Genomic DNA, 16,224 nt, shown 5'->3' on the forward strand with positions numbered 1-16,224 from the left:
AGGCATACGAGGACCAAGATCATGGCCGAACACACAGTCGCAGCCTTTGACGAAGATCTCGGACAGATCAGCAGGCTGATCCGCGACATGGGCGATCTCGCCTCATCGATGGTCGGCGGCGCGACCAAGGCGCTCCTGAATTCCGACAACGCGCTCGCCCAGCGCGTCGTCTCCGACGACGCGATCATGGATGCGCGCCAGCGCGAACTCGACGACCGCGCCATCACCCTGATCGCCAAGCGGCAGCCCATGGCGGACGATCTGCGCCATGTCGTCGGCTCGATCCGCATGGCGGGCGATCTCGAACGCATCGGCGATCTCGCCAAGAACATCGCCAAGCGCGTCGGCACCGTCGGCCTTGCCGCCACGCCGCGCGACCTGTCGCACTCCATCGACGCCATGGCGCAGCTTGTGCTGATCCAGGTCCAAGGCGTGATCGAGGAGTATGCGGCGCGCGATGCCGCGGCACTTGCCAAGCTGCGCGCCGACGATGAACGCATCGACGTCAAATACACGTCGGTCTTCCGCGAGCTGCTGACCTACATGATGGAGGATCCGCGCAACATCACCGCCTGCACGCATCTTTTGTTCTGCGCCAAGAATCTCGAGCGCATCGGCGATCACGTGACCAACATTGCCGAAAATGCCTATTATGTGCTGACCGGCACGCAATTGCCCGCCAATCGCCCGAAGCAGGACGAGACGGCGATGTCGGCGCCAGCGGCTTGACGGCAGGGGTGACCAGTCGATGATCGCGCCACGCATCATGGTGGTGGAGGACGAGGAGCCGCTGGGTGTGCTGCTCCGTTACAATCTGGAATCGGAGGGTTATCAGGTAGAGGTGGTGACGCGCGGCGACGAAGCCGAGATCCGCTTGCAGGAGAATGTCCCTGACCTTCTTGTGCTCGACTGGATGGTGCCGGCGGTGTCCGGCATCGAGCTCTGCCGCCGTCTCCGCATGCGGCCCGAGACCGAGCGGCTGCCGATCATCATGCTGACGGCGCGCGGCGAGGAAAGCGACCGGGTGCGCGGTCTCTCCACCGGCGCCGACGACTATCTGGTCAAGCCGTTCTCAACGCCGGAATTCATGGCACGCGTCAAGGCGCTGCTGCGCCGCGCCAAGCCCGAAGTTCTGTCCAGCGTGCTCAAGGTCGGCGACATCGTGCTCGACCGTGAATCGCACCGGGTCTACCGCAAGAAAAGCGAGATCCGGCTCGGGCCGACCGAGTTCCGCCTGCTCGAATTCATGATGCGACATCCCGGCCGCGTGTTCTCGCGCAGCCAACTGCTCGACAATGTCTGGGGCGAAACGATCTATATCGACGAGCGCACCGTGGACGTGCATGTCGGCCGGCTGCGCAAGGCGGTCAACAATGGCCGCATGCCTGACGTGATCCGCACCATTCGGGGCGCGGGGTATGCGATTCGCGAAGACTAGGGATATGTCACGCAACGTTCTCGCCCACGCCTGATTTCGCCTGTGCCCCCGGCGCGAAAATCTCCTGGTCGACGAAGGTCAGCGCGCGCATGGCGCAGCCCTCGCGGATCAGTGGCAGTTCGTTCGGCTCGGTGTCGAAGGAAATCGATTTCGAGTGCTGGCCGCCGGCGGTCTGGGCAATGGCCTCGCGCAGAGCCGGCTCGATCAGGTCGAAGGCGGCGGCGCTGACGCCGACCATGGCGACCGGCGCCGGATCGATCAGCGCGAACAGGCTGCCAAGGCCGTAACCCAGCGCCTCGCCGGCCTTGCGGTAGGCTTCGCGCTCCGGCCCGTCCTTTTCGCGCGCCGAGGCCGCCAGGGTGCGCATGTCGGCGTCGCTGACGTCGACGGGCTCGGTGTCCTCGCCAAGCTGCCTCGCGTTGCGCCAGATGGCATAGTTGCCGGCATAGGCCTCGACGCAGCCGCGCCGCCCGCAGCGGCAGAGCGCCCCGCCGGGGCGATGGATCATGTGGCCGAACTCGCCTCCGGATGAATGGGTGCCGGTGAACAGTTCACCCTTCAGCACCAAGCCCATGCCGATGCCGTGCGACAAAAGGATGGCGATGAAGTCGTCGCGGTAGCGCTGGGGATCGCGCCAGCGCAGCGCCACCGCCATCATGTTGCAATCGTTCTCCATGGTGGCGGGAATGCCGAACTCGGCCTCCAGTATGTCGGCGAAGGCGATGTCGGTCTGCGGCGTGATCGGCGACCACAGCATGGTGCGCGCATCCGTGTCGGTGATGCCCTGGATCGCCAGCGCGATACGGGCGATGCTGCCGACGTCGAGGTCGGGATCCTCGAACCGCCGCCTGACGATGGCCACGCATTCGCCGATCAGCGCCTCGCGCGACAGGGTGAGCGTGTCCAGCCGGCGCTGCTCTTCAGATATCACCTGGCCGGCATAGTCGATGACGGCGACGGAGAGAAAATTCAGCGACAGCACCACGGTCATCACCGCCGCGGCTTCAGGGTTGAGGCTGAGGCCGACCTGCGGCCGGCCGCGTTTCAGCGCACCGGCCTCGCTCGGCTTGCTCTGCGCCAGGATGCCTTCGCCAATCAGGTGGGAGGAGATCGCCGATATGGTGGAATGGCTGAGCCCGGTGGTCGCGGCAATCTCGGTGCGCGAGGGCTGCCCGGCACGGCGCACGGCCGCGATCACCATCGCCCGGTTGCGTCGGCGCAAATCGTCGTGGCGGATTCCGACCGACATGTTTCTCGCATCCTCCCCGTCGCCGCGTTCTCTCCCCAGGATCCCGACGACCGTCAAATACTGGCAGAACCGGCCTTGGCTGTCATTATTTATTCCGGAGCTCGAAAAAAATTCACGAGGACATCAAAATACATCAGAATCGACGTTGACAGCGTTCCGACGATGGACCAGTGTTTTTTCGAGGCTCGAAAAAATAGAGCCTTTGTGCCGGCCTACGGGCCTGTTTGGTCGCGCCATACGCGGCGCAGGGAGGATTAAGATGAAGAGATTCACAGCCGCCATCCTGGCGGGTGTCGCCATGTCGCTGACGCTCGCGTCGGTCGCGCAGGCGAAGGACAAGGTCATCGGCGTTTCCTGGTCGAACTTCCAGGAAGAGCGCTGGAAGACCGACGAGGCCGCCATGAAGAAGGCGATCGAAGCCGCCGGCGACAAGTATATTTCCGCCGACGCCCAGTCCAATCCCGGCAAGCAGCTCACCGACGTCGAGAGCCTGATCTCCCAGGGCGCCAATTCGCTGATCATCCTGGCGCAGGACGCCTCCGCCATCGGCCCGGCGGTGCAGAAGGCGCTCGACGAAGGCATTCCGGTCGTCGGCTATGACCGCCTGATCGAGAACAAGGACGTCTTCTATCTGACCTTCGACAACAAGGAAGTCGGCCGCATGCAGGCCCGCGAAGTGTTCAAGGTGAAGCCGGAAGGCAACTACGTCTTCATCAAGGGCTCGGGTGCCGATCCGAATGCCGATTTCCTGTTCTCGGGCTCCATGGAAGTGCTCAAGGACGCCATCGACAGCGGCAAGATCAAGAATGTCGGCGAAGCCTATACGGATGGCTGGCTGCCGGCCAACGCGCAGAAGAACATGGAGCAGTTCCTGACCGCCAACGACAACAAGGTCGACGCGGTGGTCGCGGCCAATGACGGCACTGCCGGCGGCGTCGTCGCGGCGCTGACGGCTCAAGGCCTGGCCGGTACCGTTCCGGTCTCGGGCCAGGACGGCGACCACGCGGCGCTGAACCGCATCGCGCTCGGCACGCAGACCGTGTCGGTGTGGAAGGACGCGCGTGAACTCGGCAAGAATGCCGCCGAGATCGCCTCGCAGCTGGCCGACGGCAAGAAGATGACCGATATCGCCGGCGTCAAGGACTTCACAACGCCCGGTGGGAACACCGTCAAATCGCTGTTCCTGACCCCGGTTGCGATCACCAAGGACAATCTCAACGTCGTCATCGACGCCGGCTGGATCAAGAAAGACGAGGTCTGTGCCGGCGTCGCGGCGGGCAGCGTAGCGGCCTGCAACTGATCTTCCATTTCATGCGATGAACGCCGCGGCTGCCAAGCCGCGGCGTTTTTTCAAGAAGATTTGTTTTTCCGCCCCGGGCGGGTAACTTCTAGGCTGGCTTCCGGCATCCCGCATCGGACGGGCAGGCCGGTGGGAGAAAATCATGACCGATACGACGTCCAACCCGCAGGCCGACACCGCGCGTGCGTCGGAACTCGGCGCCGTCGCCCGGTTCCTTAAGGCGACCGAGATCGACACGCGCATGCTCGGCATGATCGGCGCGCTGCTGCTGATCTGGATCGGGTTGCATGTCTTGTCCAGCCTGCGTCTCGGCGTCAATCCGCTCGATTTCGACAGCCGTACCTTTCTCACGCCGCGCAATCTGTGGAACCTGTCGGTGCAGACCTCGGCCGTCGCCATCATGGCCTGCGGCATGGTGCTGGTCATCGTCATGCGCAATATCGATCTGTCCGTCGGTTCCGCCGAAGGGTTGATCGGCATGGTCATGGGCTTCGCCCAGGTGCATTTCCTAGTGCGCTTCGTCGGGCTTGAGCTTGGCAACCCATGGATCTGGGTGCTGGCGCTGGTCATCGGCCTGGTGCTCGGTCTGTTGATCGGCGCCTTCCAGGGCTTTGTCATCGCCTATCTCGAAGTGCCGGCCTTTATCGTGACGCTGGGCGGGCTTCTGGTCTGGCGCGGTGCGGCATGGTGGGTTACCAGCGGCCAGACGGTGGCGCCGCTCAACGCGACGTTCCAGCTGATGGGCGGCGGCCCGGCCGGATCGATCGGCGCGACCTGGAGCTGGGTGGTCGGTATCGCCGCCTGCCTTGCGGTGGTGCTTGCGCTGTTCAACGGGCGGGTACAGCGCAAGCGCTTCCGTTTCCCGCTGCGTCCGATCTGGGCCGAGACGCTGATCGGCGTGCTGACCTGCGCCGTCATCATGGGCGCGGTTTGGCTGGCCAATTCCTATCCGTGGCCAGTCGGCATCGTGAACAGATATGCAGCCGCCAACAACATAACCGTGCCCGAGGGCGGCCTGTTCATCGCCCACGGCATCGCCATACCGGTGCTGATGGCCATCGCCGTCGGGCTGGTCATGACCTTCATCACCAAACGCACCCGTTTTGGTCGCTATGTCTTTGCCATTGGCGGCAATCCGGAAGCAGCCAACCTCGCCGGCATCAATACACGCTGGATCACGATGAAAGTGTTCATGATCATGGGCGTGCTGGCCACGATCGCCGCCGCGATCTCGTCAGCCCGGCAGAACTCGGCCACCAACGTGCTCGGAACGCTCGATGAATTGCTGGTGATCGCGGCGGCCGTCATCGGCGGCACATCGCTCGCCGGCGGTTCGGGAACAATCATCGGCGCCATGCTGGGCGCGCTTTTGATGCAGTCGCTGCAATCCGGCATGGTGCTGCTTGGCGTCGACTCGCCGCTGCAGAGCATCGTCGTCGGCGCCGTGCTGGTCATCGCGGTGTGGCTCGACACCGTCTATCGCAAACGCGTTTGAGGGAGGAGGACAATCATGGCTGACAGGATCGCTCCCGCCGGCAACCCGCTGGTCGACATGCGCAACATCTCAATCGCGTTCGGCGGCATTCGCGCCGTCGACGATGCCTCGATCGATCTTTTCCCCGGCGAGGTCGTGGCCCTGCTCGGCCATAACGGCGCCGGCAAGTCGACACTGATCAAGATCCTGTCGGGCGCCTACAAGCGTGACGCGGGCCAAATCTTCGTCAACGGCGAAGAGGCTTCGATCTCCAACCCGCGCGATGCCAAGAAATACGGCATCGAGACGATCTACCAGACCCTGGCGCTCGCCGATAATGTCGACGCCGCCGCCAACCTGTTCCTCGGCCGCGAGCTGAGGACCGCCTGGGGCACGCTCGATGATGTCGCCATGGAGGCCGAGGCGCGCAAGGTGATGGGCAGGCTCAATCCCCGCTTCCAGCGCTTCAAGGAGCCGGTGATCAAGCTGTCGGGCGGACAGCGGCAGTCGGTGGCGATCGCACGCGCGATCCTGTTCAACGCCCGCATCCTGATCATGGACGAGCCGACGGCAGCACTTGGACCGCAGGAAACGGCCCAGGTCGGGGAACTGGTCAGGCAGCTCAAGTCCGACGGCATCGGCATCTTCCTGATCAGCCATGACATTCACGACGTATTCGAACTGGCCGACCGGGTGTGCGTCATGAAAAACGGCCAGGTCGTCGGCACTGCCCGCACCACCGATGTGACCCAGGACGAGGTGCTGGGCATGATCATCCTGGGCAAATGTCCGCCTGGCGCCATTCCCGGACCAGGCGCGTTGAAGATCGCTGCCTGAAGCCTGCTGGCCTGAGCCCGTTACCGATCTGCCGATCAGGTGATATGCCAGCCGGCGGGATGGCTTGGCCTTGCCATTGTGTTGACCGGGCGACTTGCCCATAAAGGGCTCACATGCTGATAGGCCGCATTATCCGTTGAAGAAGCTTTTTCCAATCGTCGCTTTCGTTGCCGTTGCGCTGATCAGCATGACAATGGCGGGGTTCGCCTATTTCGCGACGCAAGAGGCGGCTCGCATCAAGTTCGACGCGACCGCGGACGATGCGCTCAACCGTATCGAGAGCCGGATCGACCTGCAGCTGTCGCTGCTGCGCTCGTCGCAAGCCTTGTTCGACGCCCGCAATGGCGACATCTCGCAGAGCGAGTTCAAAGCGTTCTTCAATGCCCTCAATGTCGATACCAATTTCGCCGGCCTGCGCGGCATCGGCTTTCTCCGGCTGGTGAAAGCAGGCGACGAGGCAACGGTCGAACGCGACATGCTGCATGACCAGGGCGTCAGGCGTGCGATCTATCCGGATACGACGCAGCCATGGCGCACGCCCGTTGTGCTGTTCGAGCCGCTCGATCCGTCCAACAAGGCCAGCATCGGCTATGACATGTTCACCGAGCCCGTGCGGCGCGCGGCAATCGAGAAGGCAATGGCAGATGACCAGCAGCACGCGAGCGGGCTGGTGCAACTCGGCCAGGACACGGGTGCAGCACAGACCTTCACCGGCTTTCTCGTCTTCGTGCGGCTCAACGTCGAGACCGCACCTGATGCCATAAACGCATCGCGATCCTCGACGGTAGGCTTTCTCTACGCGGCCTTCCGGGCCAGGGAGCTGTTCCAGATCGCGCTCAGCCGTGCGCCGCTGCTGCCCGTCAACACCGAAATCTACGATGGCGGCGTCGATCCGGATCATCTGCTGTTCCGGTCGGAGACACCGCCCGTCTCGGGCTTTGGCGACAGGCTGCTGGTCACCCGCAAGATCAGCGTGGCGGGCCGGCCGTGGACCGTGCAGTTCAGGCCGACAAGCGCCTTCTCGCAGCCATCGTCGCGGGCCATCCCGATCATGCTCGGCCTGTTCGGGCTGCTGCTGGCCGGCGCCATCGCGCTTGTCGCGCGCTATCAGGAGCGAGCCTACGAGGCAGCATCGCTGCTGCATGAGACGACGGAAAAGAGCCTGCTCGAAAAGGATTTGATGCTGCAGGAGATGAAGCATCGCATCAAGAATTCGATCACGCGAGTGCTGGCGATCGCGCGCCAGACCGCGTCACGTGCCAGCGACGTCAATGAGTTCTCGGCATCTTTCTCGGCCCGGCTACAGGCAATGGCCGCGTCCCAGGACATGCTGACGCGCTCGCGCTGGCAGAAGGCGGATCTCGGCGATCTCCTGCGCATCGAGCTTGGCCAAGTGTTCGGAAAGGAGCTGCCGGAAGAGCTTTTGTCCGGGCCGGAGGTGCTGCTTGACGAAACCACGACGCAGGCACTGGGCCTCACCTTTCACGAACTGGCAACGAATGCGCTGAAATATGGCGAGGCCGGCAATACGGTCGGCGCCCTCAGGATCGAATGGTCGGTCGAAGGGCGCGGGCGTGACCGGGTCTTGGCTCTGAGCTGGCAGGAAACCGGGCAGAAGAAGGTCGACGCCCCGGCCACGACCGGCTTCGGCACCAAATTGATCGACCTCAATGTCACGCGTGAGCTGCGTGGCACGATCCACCGCGATTATCGCGATGACGGATTGAATGTGGAAATCAGGATTCCGCTGCCGGCGTGAATGCCATCGGGCCTTGGCGGAATCGCTCCAGGCTTCCCGCGGCGGCCAATAAATTGCCGCACCGCTGCCGGGTTCGCGAATGAGCCCGACAGCGGCGATTCAAGTTGCTCGGAGCGGTTCAGCGTCTGATAGATCGCCGATCCGCTCCTTGCTCGCAATTCCGGCGGGAAAACCGCTCCGCGCTTTTCCCGCCGGAATTACCTTAGTTGCAGCGAGCCGTGTAGATGCGACCCCGATGATCGCGATACTGGCAGTATCCATTGCGCAGGTTGCGGACCAGCAGGCCGGAGCCGGCACCGACGGCCGCGCCGATCAGCGCGCCCTTGCCGCCGCCGACCAAGCCGCCCACGCCGGCGCCGATCAAGCCGCCGCCGACGACATCCTGCTCGGTCGAGGTACAGCCGCTGACGGCGACCACGGCAGCCATGGCAATAAGAATTTTCCGCATAGGGTCACTCCTCACTTCGTGTCCTCACTTTAATAAGCTCCAGCCGTCACTTAGCATGAAAAAACGACCTTTGCTGCTCCAATTTATTGTTGGTGAAGAGAGTCTTTTTCTGGGCGCAGCTTTCCGATGCCTCGGCCGCCGAAAAACCCGAGCGATGTGCGCGCGCGAACGTGGGGGCGGGATCAGGCCAGCTGGGACAGGGCGATCAGGACAATTGCCGCGGCCAACGCCGGAGCGACGATGGGCAGGATGCCATGAGCAACCGGCGATGCCGTGGATGTCTCGGGATCCTGGAATTCGCCCATCGAAATGCGAGCGGCCTGCTCGAGTCTGTTGATATCGGCGACCGTCAAGGCGCTCCTCCCCACTATGCTGCGGCAAAGCCCTCGAAAGCATGCTCGTCGGCTCGGCAGTTCCATCGGTATCTGGCAAAAACAGCATCTGCTTCTATGGTGAACAGCCGGTTAAAAAATGGCGGTCGCCTACTCCGTCTCGAAATTGCCGTGCGGAACAACGAGATGGTATTCGAGGCGACCATCCGCGATCTCGAGGCGCGCCGTTCCGTTCAGGGAAGAGGGCACTACGCGTTCCAGTGCGACGCTGCCGAAGCGCTTTTTGCCCTCTTGGTTGCTGTCGGTTCCTATGGTTTCGGCCCAGGTCAGCGACAGGGCAATGCCGCCATCGGCGGCGGTGTCGAGGACGGCGGTCACTTCGACGAAGCCCTCCGGCCGCGACAGGGCGCCATAGCTGACCGAGTTGACGGCCAGTTCATGCATCGCAAGGCCGATATGCAGCGCGGCGTTGGGGTTGAGGTAAGGATTTGCGCCGCGGAAGCGAAGGCTGTGCGACGCGTCCGTCCCGTAGCGGCCGACCTGACCGGCGACGAGTTCGCGAAGGGCAGCACCGCGCCAGTTGGAGGAGGTTACCAAATCCTGGGAGGAGGCCAGCGACTGGAGCCGGCCGCGAAAGCGGGTCAGGAAATCGCCGATGCTGTCGGAATAGCGTCCCGTCTGGGTGGCGATGCTCTGGATGATTGCCAGCAAATTCTTCGAGCGGTGCGTGACTTCGCGCAACAGCGTCGTCAGCGTCTGTTCGCGGCGTCGCTGCTCGGTCGTCTCGACCATGGTGGTGACGACACCTTGCACGTCGCCGGCCTCGCCATGGTCGGCGTCGATCCAGACCTGAAACCAGCGCATGCCGTCCTCCATCGGGACGCCGATCTCGAGGCGCTGCGGATCGCCGCTTGCGACGACGTTGCGCTTGGCAGCGCCAATGCGGTCGGCCTGTGCCGGCGGCAGGATGCCGTCGCCCTCGCTGCTGTCGGCGGCCCAGGGCGCACGCATGTTCCGCGCCCAGACCGTTTTCATGTCGCGGTCCTGGTAGAGGACGGAAATGCCGGCATTGTGGAGTGCGTGGAGAAGCGCCCGGCCAAGTTGCATGCCGCTTTCGGCGGGATGCAGGGCGATGACCTCGTCCCCCCGCTCGTTCTTCTTGGTATCTCGAGCCCTGGAACGCATCCGACCTGTTCACCCAACTCAGGCTGAACGGCTCACCGTCCAATGGGTTCCAAGGCAGGTTTTACGGGAACCAGACGCCCAAAAGCGGTCCGCCGGGCGGCGTCCTTGTGGGACACCACCCGGCGGTGGCTGGAAACCGTTTGAGGGGTGCGGCTTCCAGTGTTCGCCTGATAACCCTCAGGCCCGTCTGAACAGGCCGGCGAGAAGCGAAATGATGAGGAAAGCGAGAAAGATGAAGAACAATATCTGCGCTATCCCGGCAGATGTACCGGCAATGCCGCCGAAACCAAGCGCGCCGGCGATGATTGCCACGACGAGAAATACGAGCGCCCAGTAAAGCATGGTTCCATCTCCTTCCAACTATGTGAGAAAAACGTGGGTGGATGCGGTTTGTTCCACTTTTTGCCGAAAAAGACGATCCCCCCGCGCACCATCGTGGCGCGGAAAAGCAAGGCGCGGCCAGCGGAACCTTCCGGCTGGTCGCGCCCTGCTTTTGCGCGCGTTTGCGACTTCAGTTGCGCATGGCTATGCGGCTGCTTTCGCCTGCCGGTCGAAGAACAGAGCCTGGCTGATCAACGCCTTGACCATGTCCGGGTTGAACGGCTTCGTCACCAGGAAAGCCGGTTCGGGCCGCTCGCCGGTCAGGAGACGCTCGGGAAAGGCGGTGATGAAGATCACCGGCACGGAAGTCGACGACAGAATCTCGTTCACCGCCTCGATGCCCGAACTGCCGTCGGCGAGTTGGATGTCCGCGAGCACCATCTTCGGCCGCGTCTTGCCGAACATCGTCACCGCTTCGGCATGGGTGCGGGCGGTGCCGACGACCCGATGGCCCAGGCTCTCGACCATCTCCTCTATATCCATGGCGATCAGCGGTTCATCCTCGATGATCAGCACGTCGGTCGCCACCTGGCGGGAAATCTCGTTGCTCGCCTGGGCAAGCAGTTCTGAGAATTCCTGTTCGCCGACGCCAAGAATTTCGGCCGCCTCATCCTCGCTGAAACCCTCGACGGCCACCAGAAGGAAGGCCTGGCGGGGAAGCGGCGCGATCGCATTGAGATTGGCCGCGGCGCGCTGTTCCCATGCCGATTGCGCCTGTTCTTGTGGAACGCGGATGGCGACGGACGTGAACAGTTTGGCGAAGACCTTGTACAGCGCGATTCGGTCGCTAGATGCCTCGGGAAAAATGTCGACATCGGCGATGATGGCCTCGAGCATCGCGGCAACCAGCGCGTCGCCGCTCTCCTGCGATCCCGATACGGCACGCGAGAAGCGGCGCAGGAACGGCAGGTGCGGAGCGATGGTGGCGGATAAACTCATGACGGACGTCTCCCTCAGATGACGTGATTGACTAAAAATGCAGGTCAAGCCCCATTGCAAGCCCCAACGACACAAACGCGGGCTTTCGCAAAAAGTTCCGGCCCCGGGAACTAATACGCCTGAACGGCGTTTGAATTGGGGATGGGCAACCAGACGAGGATGCCGCTTGTGTTGTGTTGAGTTATGTTGAGCGGCTATGGGGCTGGATTAAAGGGCGAAATGAAGGAAATGACGAAAGATGTCTTGACTGGCGCCTCAATCAGGCGCCGGAACGGCGTGGGCGACCCGCTCGGGCCGAATTCCGAAATCGGACGCAAACTCAAGCAGTATTACGACGAGCTGGTCTCCGACGATGTGCCGGATCGTTTCGCGCAGTTGCTCAGCCAACTGGAGCGGGCCGAGCCCGCACAGAAAAAGGACTGAGGCATGGCAACGGTCTCACAAGGCTTCAAGACCGATCTGCTTGGGGCAATACCGAGCTTGCGTGCCTTCGCAGTGTCACTGACGCAGAATGCCGACAAGGCCGACGACCTCGTGCAGGAAACGCTGGTCAAGGCCTGGGACAAGCATGAGAGCTTTCAGCCCGGTACCAACCTGAAGGCATGGCTCTTCACCATCCTGCGCAACGAGTTCTATTCGCAGATGCGCAAACGCGGCCGCGAGGTGCAGGACAGCGACGGCATCATGACAGCCAGGCTTGCGGTGCATCCCGCCCAGCACGGCCAGCTCGACCTCAAGGATTTCCGCGGTGCGCTCGAGCAACTGCCCGAAGACCAGCGCGAGGCCATCATCCTCATCGGCGCCTCGGGCTTCTCTTACGAGGAGGCGGCCGAGATTTGCGGTTGCGCGGTCGGGACGATCAAGAGCCGCGTCAGCCGAGCCCGCACGCGCCTGCAGGAGATACTGAAAATCTCCGGCGAAGACGAGTACGGTCCCGATGCGATCTCAGCACAGGTCACGGGCACGGCGGCGCACTAAAAAAGCGTCGCATCGAAACGGCTGACAGAATCGCCATCGCATCCGCTCTGACTCTTACGCGACGCGACGCGACGTCGTCAGGCGGGCGGGACTCGTCCGCAGGCCCGGGCCACCGCTTCCACAAGATCTTCGCCCGAATAAGGTTTGCTGACCAGCCTTATCCCTGGAAAGGCAACCTTGATCTCGTCCGCATCCGAATAACCGGAGGCAAAGACGAAGGGCACGCCCGTTTCACGCAGGCGCGATGCAAAGTCGAAAGTCGGAGTGCCCCCCAGCATGAGGTCGACGATCGCCGCATCGAATTGGGTGGCAACCTGTCGACCATCGATCTCGGCCAGGTCGCGGACAAGCACTACGTCGTCGGCGCCGTGATCACGGCAAAGCTGCTCGACATCCATGGCGATGAGAAATTCATCTTCCAGGACAAGAATGCGCAATCCGTCAAGCAAAGGCGACACAGGCAATGGCTCCTTGAAACGCAGCGAGTCATGATCGCTATTTGACGCGCTGTCATTTAAAAAAGACATGCCACCGCAGCGGCTGAGCCCGCGGTTCTCGAGGAGCGGTCGAAATGTCAATCCAGAACGGCCTTGCTTCCTCCAGCCGCCGGTATGATTGCGAGAATTGCCCGCTGCGGCCGCTGCCGGGTTTCCGCAAATTCGAGAGATCGGAACTGGCCTTCATCGACAAATTGAAGAAAGGCGAGCTCGCGGTCGACAAGGGCGCAACGGTGCTGGTGGAAGGACGCCGCAGCACTCATCTCTACACGGTGCTGTCGGGCTGGGCTTTCCGCTACAAGCTGTTGTCGGATGGCCGCCGTCAAATCCTCAACTACGCCATCCCTGGAGATCTCATCGGGCTGCAAGGCAGCGTGATGGGCGAAATGCAGCATTCCGTCGAAGCCTTGTCGCCGATGCTGCTTTGCGTGTTCGAGCGGGAGTCCCTGCATGAGCTTTTCCGCAACCATCCGGGCCTGGCCTATGACATCACCTGGATCGCGTCGCGCGAGGAGCGGATGCTGGATGAGAACCTGCTCAGCGTCGGCCGCCGCAGCGCGATCGAGCGCACCGCCTATCTCATCGCCTTCATCGGCAGCCGGGCCAAGGCCGTTGGCCTCAATGGCGGGCGGCTCACCCGGATCGCGTTCACGCAGCAGCACATCGCCGATACGCTCGGGCTGTCGTTGGTCCATACCAACAAGACGATTCGCAAACTGATGGATCGCAAGCTGATCGCTTGGCGCGATGGCGGCTGCGAGATCATCGATCATGAAGGGTTGAAGCAGCTTGCTGGCTGGGAGGGGCTGGGCAAGGAACGACGGCCACTGATCTGATCGGATGCAGGAGGCCCCGTTTTGAGCTAGGGTCCAGATCGATGGAACCGGGACGGCCTCTATCCATTGGATTGAGCGTGATCTTTTGGCAAACCGACACCCGCTTTGCGGGATCATGCCCGTTTATCCGAGGGGCTCGGAACCTTGAGACATGCAGCGCGTTGAAATCAAAGCAATCACAGGGAGTTAAGCGATGGCAGCTGCCGCAGGAAAGAACGCAAGCGAAGCGCGGGCGAACTCGGACCTCGAAGCCGATATCAGGCAGTTGAAGGCCGATATCGACAAGCTGACGAAGCAGCTGGCAAAGACAGGTGAGCATGGATACGGCACCGCCCGCCGTGCCGCCGCCGAAGGTGTCGAGCATCTGCGCGCCCAAGGCGAGGCAGCCTTTGATAGCCTGCGCAGCAACACCAGGGATATAGAGGCGCAGATAGCGGCAAGCGTGCGCGAGAAGCCGGTGACTTCATTGGCGATCGCCGCCGGCGTTGGCTTCCTGTTCGCGCTCCTGGCGCGCCGCTAGTCCCGCTCAAATGGGATTGCTGGCTTCCCTTGTCTCGGGCCTGGCTTCGGGCGAAACCGTTGCAGCCATGCGCCGCGCGCGCACGGCTGCAATTGTCTATGCGCTTGCCGCGCTCGCGGCGCTGTGCGGTCTCGGCTTCCTGATCGGGGCCGGCTATATATGGGCTGCGGACCGCTATGGGCCGCTCGCGGCGGCGTTGGGCTTCGGCGTCGGCTTTCTGATCGTCGCGGGCCTGATCTTGCTGATCTATCGCTTCTCGGCCGGCTCGCGCGCACGGCGCCGGGCAGAACGGCGCAAGGCGGACATGACCGCAATCGGGGTCACCGCCGCACTGGCCGCTCTGCCGGCGCTGCTCAAGGGAAAGGGCGGCCTCGGGGCCATTCTCGGTCCCGCCGTGGCGTTGGCGGCTTATGCCATCTACCGCGAGAACGTGAAACCAGGTCCCGGCGGGCCGGCTGGCGGCGATCCTGATTGAGGCTGACCGGATGAAGGCTGCGTCCGGATTAAAGCTGGGCCGGTCACTTGGAGAGATCCTCCAGCGGCATGGATATTTCGGCAAAGACGCCTTCCGGCCGGAACTCGTGCGCCACTTCGCTGGAGATGACCTTGGCCAGGCTGCGGCGGATCAGGATCGAGCCGAAACCGTGCCGCTCGGGCGGGGCAACCGCAGGACCGCCGCTTTCGCGCCAGGTCAAGACAAGGCGCCGGTCGCTTTTTCTGCCTTGTGTCTTCCAGCTCAGATCGACCTTGCCGGATGTTGCCGACAGCGACCCATATTGTAGGGCGTTGCTGGCCAGTTCGTGCAAGATCAGGCCCAGCCCCACTGCCTGGTCCGGCGACAGCAACAGATCGGGACCGGTGATCGTCATGCGCAGTTGCTCGGCGGTGTCGAAGGGCCTCACCTCGATCTGGATGAGTTCATGGATGCCGATGCCGCGCCATTCCCGGTCGGACAGGAGATTATGGGCAATGCCGAGTGCCTGGAGCCGGGCGCCGAAGGCTTCCAGGAAAGCGCTCGGCTGCCGGGCATGGCGCACGGTCTGCGTCGCCAGCGCCTGAACGGTCGCCAGCGTGTTCTTGACGCGATGATTGAGTTCGCGAAGCAGCAGCCTTTGCCTTTCCTCCCCAAGCTTGCGTTCGGATATGTCGTAATTGACCCCGAAGATCAGCGTCGGCTTGCCGTCGCCATCGCGCTCGATGACGCGGCCGCGCGTCGCCAGCCAGCGGGGTGGATGGAAGCCTTTCACGCGGTACTCGCCGAAATAGTCGTCGCCGCCGGCCAAGGCGTCGCGGAAGCGGGTTTCGGTTTGATAGACGTCGCGTGGATCTATTGCCATCAGGATGTCGCGCGCCCGCAACCGGTTCGATCGCGGCAGATTGAACAATTCCGGCAGCAAACCATCGCATTCGATCATGTCGGTGCGGATGTCCCAGGCCCAGCTGGCAAGCGATGCCGCGTCGAGCGCTATGGCGCGCCGTTTTTCTTCGCGAACCAGCGCCGCCTCGGCGATGGCGCCGCTGCGCGTCGCATCCTTCAGCGTGAACAGGCTGGCGGCTAGGCCGGCCAGCGCCTTCAACTGGTCGAGCCTGACGCGCGATGGAAAGGGACGGGGCTTGCGGTCGAAAACGCAGAGCGTTCCGATCCTGGCGCCGGCGACGGTCACCGGCGCGCCCGCAAAGAAGCGGATGTGATGCTTGCCCGTGACCAGTGAGTTGGCTTTAAAACGCGGATCCAAGGTCGCGTCGGGTACCACCATCAGTTCGCCGCCCGCGGCAATCGCATGGGCGGAGAAGGAGATGTCGGTTGCGGTCTCGATCTCGTCCAGGCCGACACGCGACTTGAACCATTGCCGCTCGACGTCGACGAGCGTAACCAGCGCGATCGGTGCGCGCATGGCGGCCGCGGCAAGGCGGCTGACGCCGTCGAAGTCGGCGTCAGCCATCGTATCCAGCGCCTGCAAGCCGTGCAGCACGGCCAGCCGGCCGGCGTCGTTGACGACGTGCATTACTTCGGCCGGAAGGCCCGGCGCCAATTTCGCCGCCTTGTTCAC

The 16,224-nt window shown here is 63.1% G+C and carries 19 protein-coding genes; 11 read left to right on the forward strand and 8 right to left on the reverse strand.

Translation table 11 applies throughout. From position 1 onward, the window contains the following. Positions 1 to 21: 21 nt before the first annotated feature. On the forward strand, positions 22 to 729 hold the full coding sequence (gene phoU / locus FJ972_RS06435; RefSeq protein WP_140500575.1) for a phosphate signaling complex protein PhoU: 708 nt from the start codon (positions 22 to 24) through the stop codon (positions 727 to 729). 19 nt (positions 730 to 748) lie between these two features. Continuing rightward, on the forward strand, positions 749 to 1,438 hold the full coding sequence (gene phoB / locus FJ972_RS06440; protein ID WP_010911896.1) for a phosphate regulon transcriptional regulator PhoB: 690 nt from the start codon (positions 749 to 751) through the stop codon (positions 1,436 to 1,438). Between the two features lie 7 nt (positions 1,439 to 1,445). Here phoB and FJ972_RS06445 read toward each other — a convergent pair whose 3' ends face one another. Next, on the reverse strand, positions 1,446 to 2,687 hold the full coding sequence (locus FJ972_RS06445) for an ROK family protein (RefSeq protein WP_140525470.1): 1,242 nt from the start codon (positions 2,685 to 2,687) through the stop codon (positions 1,446 to 1,448). A 259-nt stretch (positions 2,688 to 2,946) separates the two neighbouring features. Here FJ972_RS06445 and xylF point away from each other — a divergent pair, with 259 nt between their 5' ends. The 4 genes from xylF to FJ972_RS06465 all read left to right on the forward strand — a co-directional run bounded on the left by xylF (position 2,947) and on the right by FJ972_RS06465 (position 8,057). Further along, complete coding sequence (gene xylF, locus FJ972_RS06450) at positions 2,947 to 3,987, forward strand: D-xylose ABC transporter substrate-binding protein (RefSeq protein ID WP_140500579.1); 1,041 nt, start codon at positions 2,947 to 2,949, stop codon at positions 3,985 to 3,987. Between the two features lie 142 nt (positions 3,988 to 4,129). Beyond that, positions 4,130 to 5,482, forward strand: coding sequence for a sugar ABC transporter permease (locus tag FJ972_RS06455; RefSeq protein ID WP_140500580.1), 1,353 nt, complete (start codon positions 4,130 to 4,132; stop codon positions 5,480 to 5,482). A 15-nt stretch (positions 5,483 to 5,497) separates the two neighbouring features. Beyond that, positions 5,498 to 6,298 carry an ATP-binding cassette domain-containing protein gene (locus tag FJ972_RS06460; protein WP_140500582.1) on the forward strand — a complete coding sequence of 267 codons (801 nt, stop codon included), beginning with the start codon at positions 5,498 to 5,500 and terminating at the stop codon, positions 6,296 to 6,298. Positions 6,299 to 6,434: 136 nt separating this feature from the next. Continuing rightward, complete coding sequence (locus FJ972_RS06465; RefSeq protein ID WP_140525471.1) at positions 6,435 to 8,057, forward strand: CHASE domain-containing protein; 1,623 nt, start codon at positions 6,435 to 6,437, stop codon at positions 8,055 to 8,057. A 202-nt stretch (positions 8,058 to 8,259) separates the two neighbouring features. Here FJ972_RS06465 and FJ972_RS06470 read toward each other — a convergent pair whose 3' ends face one another. From FJ972_RS06470 to FJ972_RS06490, 5 genes are all read right to left on the reverse strand, one after another. After that, positions 8,260 to 8,505, reverse strand: coding sequence for a YMGG-like glycine zipper-containing protein (locus FJ972_RS06470; protein WP_140500585.1), 246 nt, complete (start codon positions 8,503 to 8,505; stop codon positions 8,260 to 8,262). Positions 8,506 to 8,687: 182 nt separating this feature from the next. Then, positions 8,688 to 8,858 carry a hypothetical protein gene (locus FJ972_RS06475; protein ID WP_181168298.1) on the reverse strand — a complete coding sequence of 57 codons (171 nt, stop codon included), beginning with the start codon at positions 8,856 to 8,858 and terminating at the stop codon, positions 8,688 to 8,690. A gap of 129 nt (positions 8,859 to 8,987) precedes the next feature. Then, complete coding sequence (locus tag FJ972_RS06480; protein ID WP_140500587.1) at positions 8,988 to 10,022, reverse strand: sensor histidine kinase; 1,035 nt, start codon at positions 10,020 to 10,022, stop codon at positions 8,988 to 8,990. 177 nt (positions 10,023 to 10,199) lie between these two features. Further along, positions 10,200 to 10,364 carry a DUF1328 domain-containing protein gene (locus FJ972_RS06485; RefSeq protein ID WP_006203859.1) on the reverse strand — a complete coding sequence of 55 codons (165 nt, stop codon included), beginning with the start codon at positions 10,362 to 10,364 and terminating at the stop codon, positions 10,200 to 10,202. Positions 10,365 to 10,547: 183 nt separating this feature from the next. Beyond that, the gene (locus tag FJ972_RS06490; protein WP_140500589.1) at positions 10,548 to 11,342 is read right to left on the reverse strand and encodes a response regulator; all 795 of its coding nucleotides are present in this window, start codon (positions 11,340 to 11,342) and stop codon (positions 10,548 to 10,550) included. 219 nt (positions 11,343 to 11,561) lie between these two features. Between FJ972_RS06490 and FJ972_RS06495 the strand changes: the two genes are divergently transcribed. Continuing rightward, positions 11,562 to 11,765, forward strand: coding sequence for a NepR family anti-sigma factor (locus FJ972_RS06495; RefSeq protein WP_181165418.1), 204 nt, complete (start codon positions 11,562 to 11,564; stop codon positions 11,763 to 11,765). Positions 11,766 to 11,768: 3 nt separating this feature from the next. After that, positions 11,769 to 12,320 (forward strand): RNA polymerase sigma factor, encoded by a 552-nt coding sequence (locus FJ972_RS06500; RefSeq protein WP_140500591.1) that lies wholly within the window; start codon positions 11,769 to 11,771, stop codon positions 12,318 to 12,320. A 77-nt stretch (positions 12,321 to 12,397) separates the two neighbouring features. Here FJ972_RS06500 and FJ972_RS06505 read toward each other — a convergent pair whose 3' ends face one another. Further along, the gene (locus FJ972_RS06505; protein ID WP_140500637.1) at positions 12,398 to 12,847 is read right to left on the reverse strand and encodes a response regulator; all 450 of its coding nucleotides are present in this window, start codon (positions 12,845 to 12,847) and stop codon (positions 12,398 to 12,400) included. A 44-nt stretch (positions 12,848 to 12,891) separates the two neighbouring features. Between FJ972_RS06505 and FJ972_RS06510 the strand changes: the two genes are divergently transcribed. From FJ972_RS06510 to FJ972_RS06520, 3 genes are all read left to right on the forward strand, one after another. Continuing rightward, positions 12,892 to 13,653, forward strand: a complete 762-nt coding sequence (locus FJ972_RS06510) for a Crp/Fnr family transcriptional regulator (RefSeq protein ID WP_140525472.1) — start codon at positions 12,892 to 12,894, stop codon at positions 13,651 to 13,653. Between the two features lie 193 nt (positions 13,654 to 13,846). After that, positions 13,847 to 14,173 (forward strand): DUF883 family protein, encoded by a 327-nt coding sequence (locus FJ972_RS06515; RefSeq protein WP_140517891.1) that lies wholly within the window; start codon positions 13,847 to 13,849, stop codon positions 14,171 to 14,173. A 10-nt stretch (positions 14,174 to 14,183) separates the two neighbouring features. Then, the gene (locus tag FJ972_RS06520; RefSeq protein WP_140500594.1) at positions 14,184 to 14,648 is read left to right on the forward strand and encodes a hypothetical protein; all 465 of its coding nucleotides are present in this window, start codon (positions 14,184 to 14,186) and stop codon (positions 14,646 to 14,648) included. Between the two features lie 43 nt (positions 14,649 to 14,691). On the opposite strand, the gene FJ972_RS06525 is transcribed toward FJ972_RS06520, so the two are convergent. Further along, complete coding sequence (locus tag FJ972_RS06525) at positions 14,692 to 16,179, reverse strand: sensor histidine kinase (RefSeq protein WP_181173497.1); 1,488 nt, start codon at positions 16,177 to 16,179, stop codon at positions 14,692 to 14,694. Between the last annotated feature and the right edge of the window lie 45 nt (positions 16,180 to 16,224).

This window comes from Mesorhizobium sp. B2-1-1, from assembly GCF_006442975.2.
Lineage (GTDB): Bacteria > Pseudomonadota > Alphaproteobacteria > Rhizobiales > Rhizobiaceae > Mesorhizobium.

Bases quoted from the DNA above. Each gene is read 5' to 3' on its own strand.
- phoU (WP_140500575.1), top strand. From the start codon at position 22: ATGGCCGAACACACAGTCGCAGCCTTTGACGAAGATCTCGGACAGATC.
- phoB (WP_010911896.1), top strand. From the start codon at position 749: ATGATCGCGCCACGCATCATGGTGGTGGAGGACGAGGAGCCGCTGGGT.
- FJ972_RS06445 (WP_140525470.1), bottom strand. From the start codon at position 2,687: ATGTCGGTCGGAATCCGCCACGACGATTTGCGCCGACGCAACCGGGCG.
- xylF (WP_140500579.1), top strand. From the start codon at position 2,947: ATGAAGAGATTCACAGCCGCCATCCTGGCGGGTGTCGCCATGTCGCTG.
- FJ972_RS06455 (WP_140500580.1), top strand. From the start codon at position 4,130: ATGACCGATACGACGTCCAACCCGCAGGCCGACACCGCGCGTGCGTCG.
- FJ972_RS06460 (WP_140500582.1), top strand. From the start codon at position 5,498: ATGGCTGACAGGATCGCTCCCGCCGGCAACCCGCTGGTCGACATGCGC.
- FJ972_RS06470 (WP_140500585.1), bottom strand. From the start codon at position 8,505: ATGCGGAAAATTCTTATTGCCATGGCTGCCGTGGTCGCCGTCAGCGGC.
- FJ972_RS06480 (WP_140500587.1), bottom strand. From the start codon at position 10,022: ATGCGTTCCAGGGCTCGAGATACCAAGAAGAACGAGCGGGGGGACGAG.
- FJ972_RS06485 (WP_006203859.1), bottom strand. From the start codon at position 10,364: ATGCTTTACTGGGCGCTCGTATTTCTCGTCGTGGCAATCATCGCCGGC.
- FJ972_RS06490 (WP_140500589.1), bottom strand. From the start codon at position 11,342: ATGAGTTTATCCGCCACCATCGCTCCGCACCTGCCGTTCCTGCGCCGC.
- FJ972_RS06495 (WP_181165418.1), top strand. From the start codon at position 11,562: ATGAAGGAAATGACGAAAGATGTCTTGACTGGCGCCTCAATCAGGCGC.
- FJ972_RS06500 (WP_140500591.1), top strand. From the start codon at position 11,769: ATGGCAACGGTCTCACAAGGCTTCAAGACCGATCTGCTTGGGGCAATA.
- FJ972_RS06505 (WP_140500637.1), bottom strand. From the start codon at position 12,847: ATGTCTTTTTTAAATGACAGCGCGTCAAATAGCGATCATGACTCGCTG.
- FJ972_RS06510 (WP_140525472.1), top strand. From the start codon at position 12,892: ATGTCAATCCAGAACGGCCTTGCTTCCTCCAGCCGCCGGTATGATTGC.
- FJ972_RS06515 (WP_140517891.1), top strand. From the start codon at position 13,847: ATGGCAGCTGCCGCAGGAAAGAACGCAAGCGAAGCGCGGGCGAACTCG.
- FJ972_RS06520 (WP_140500594.1), top strand. From the start codon at position 14,184: ATGGGATTGCTGGCTTCCCTTGTCTCGGGCCTGGCTTCGGGCGAAACC.
- FJ972_RS06525 (WP_181173497.1), bottom strand. From the start codon at position 16,179: ATGCACGTCGTCAACGACGCCGGCCGGCTGGCCGTGCTGCACGGCTTG.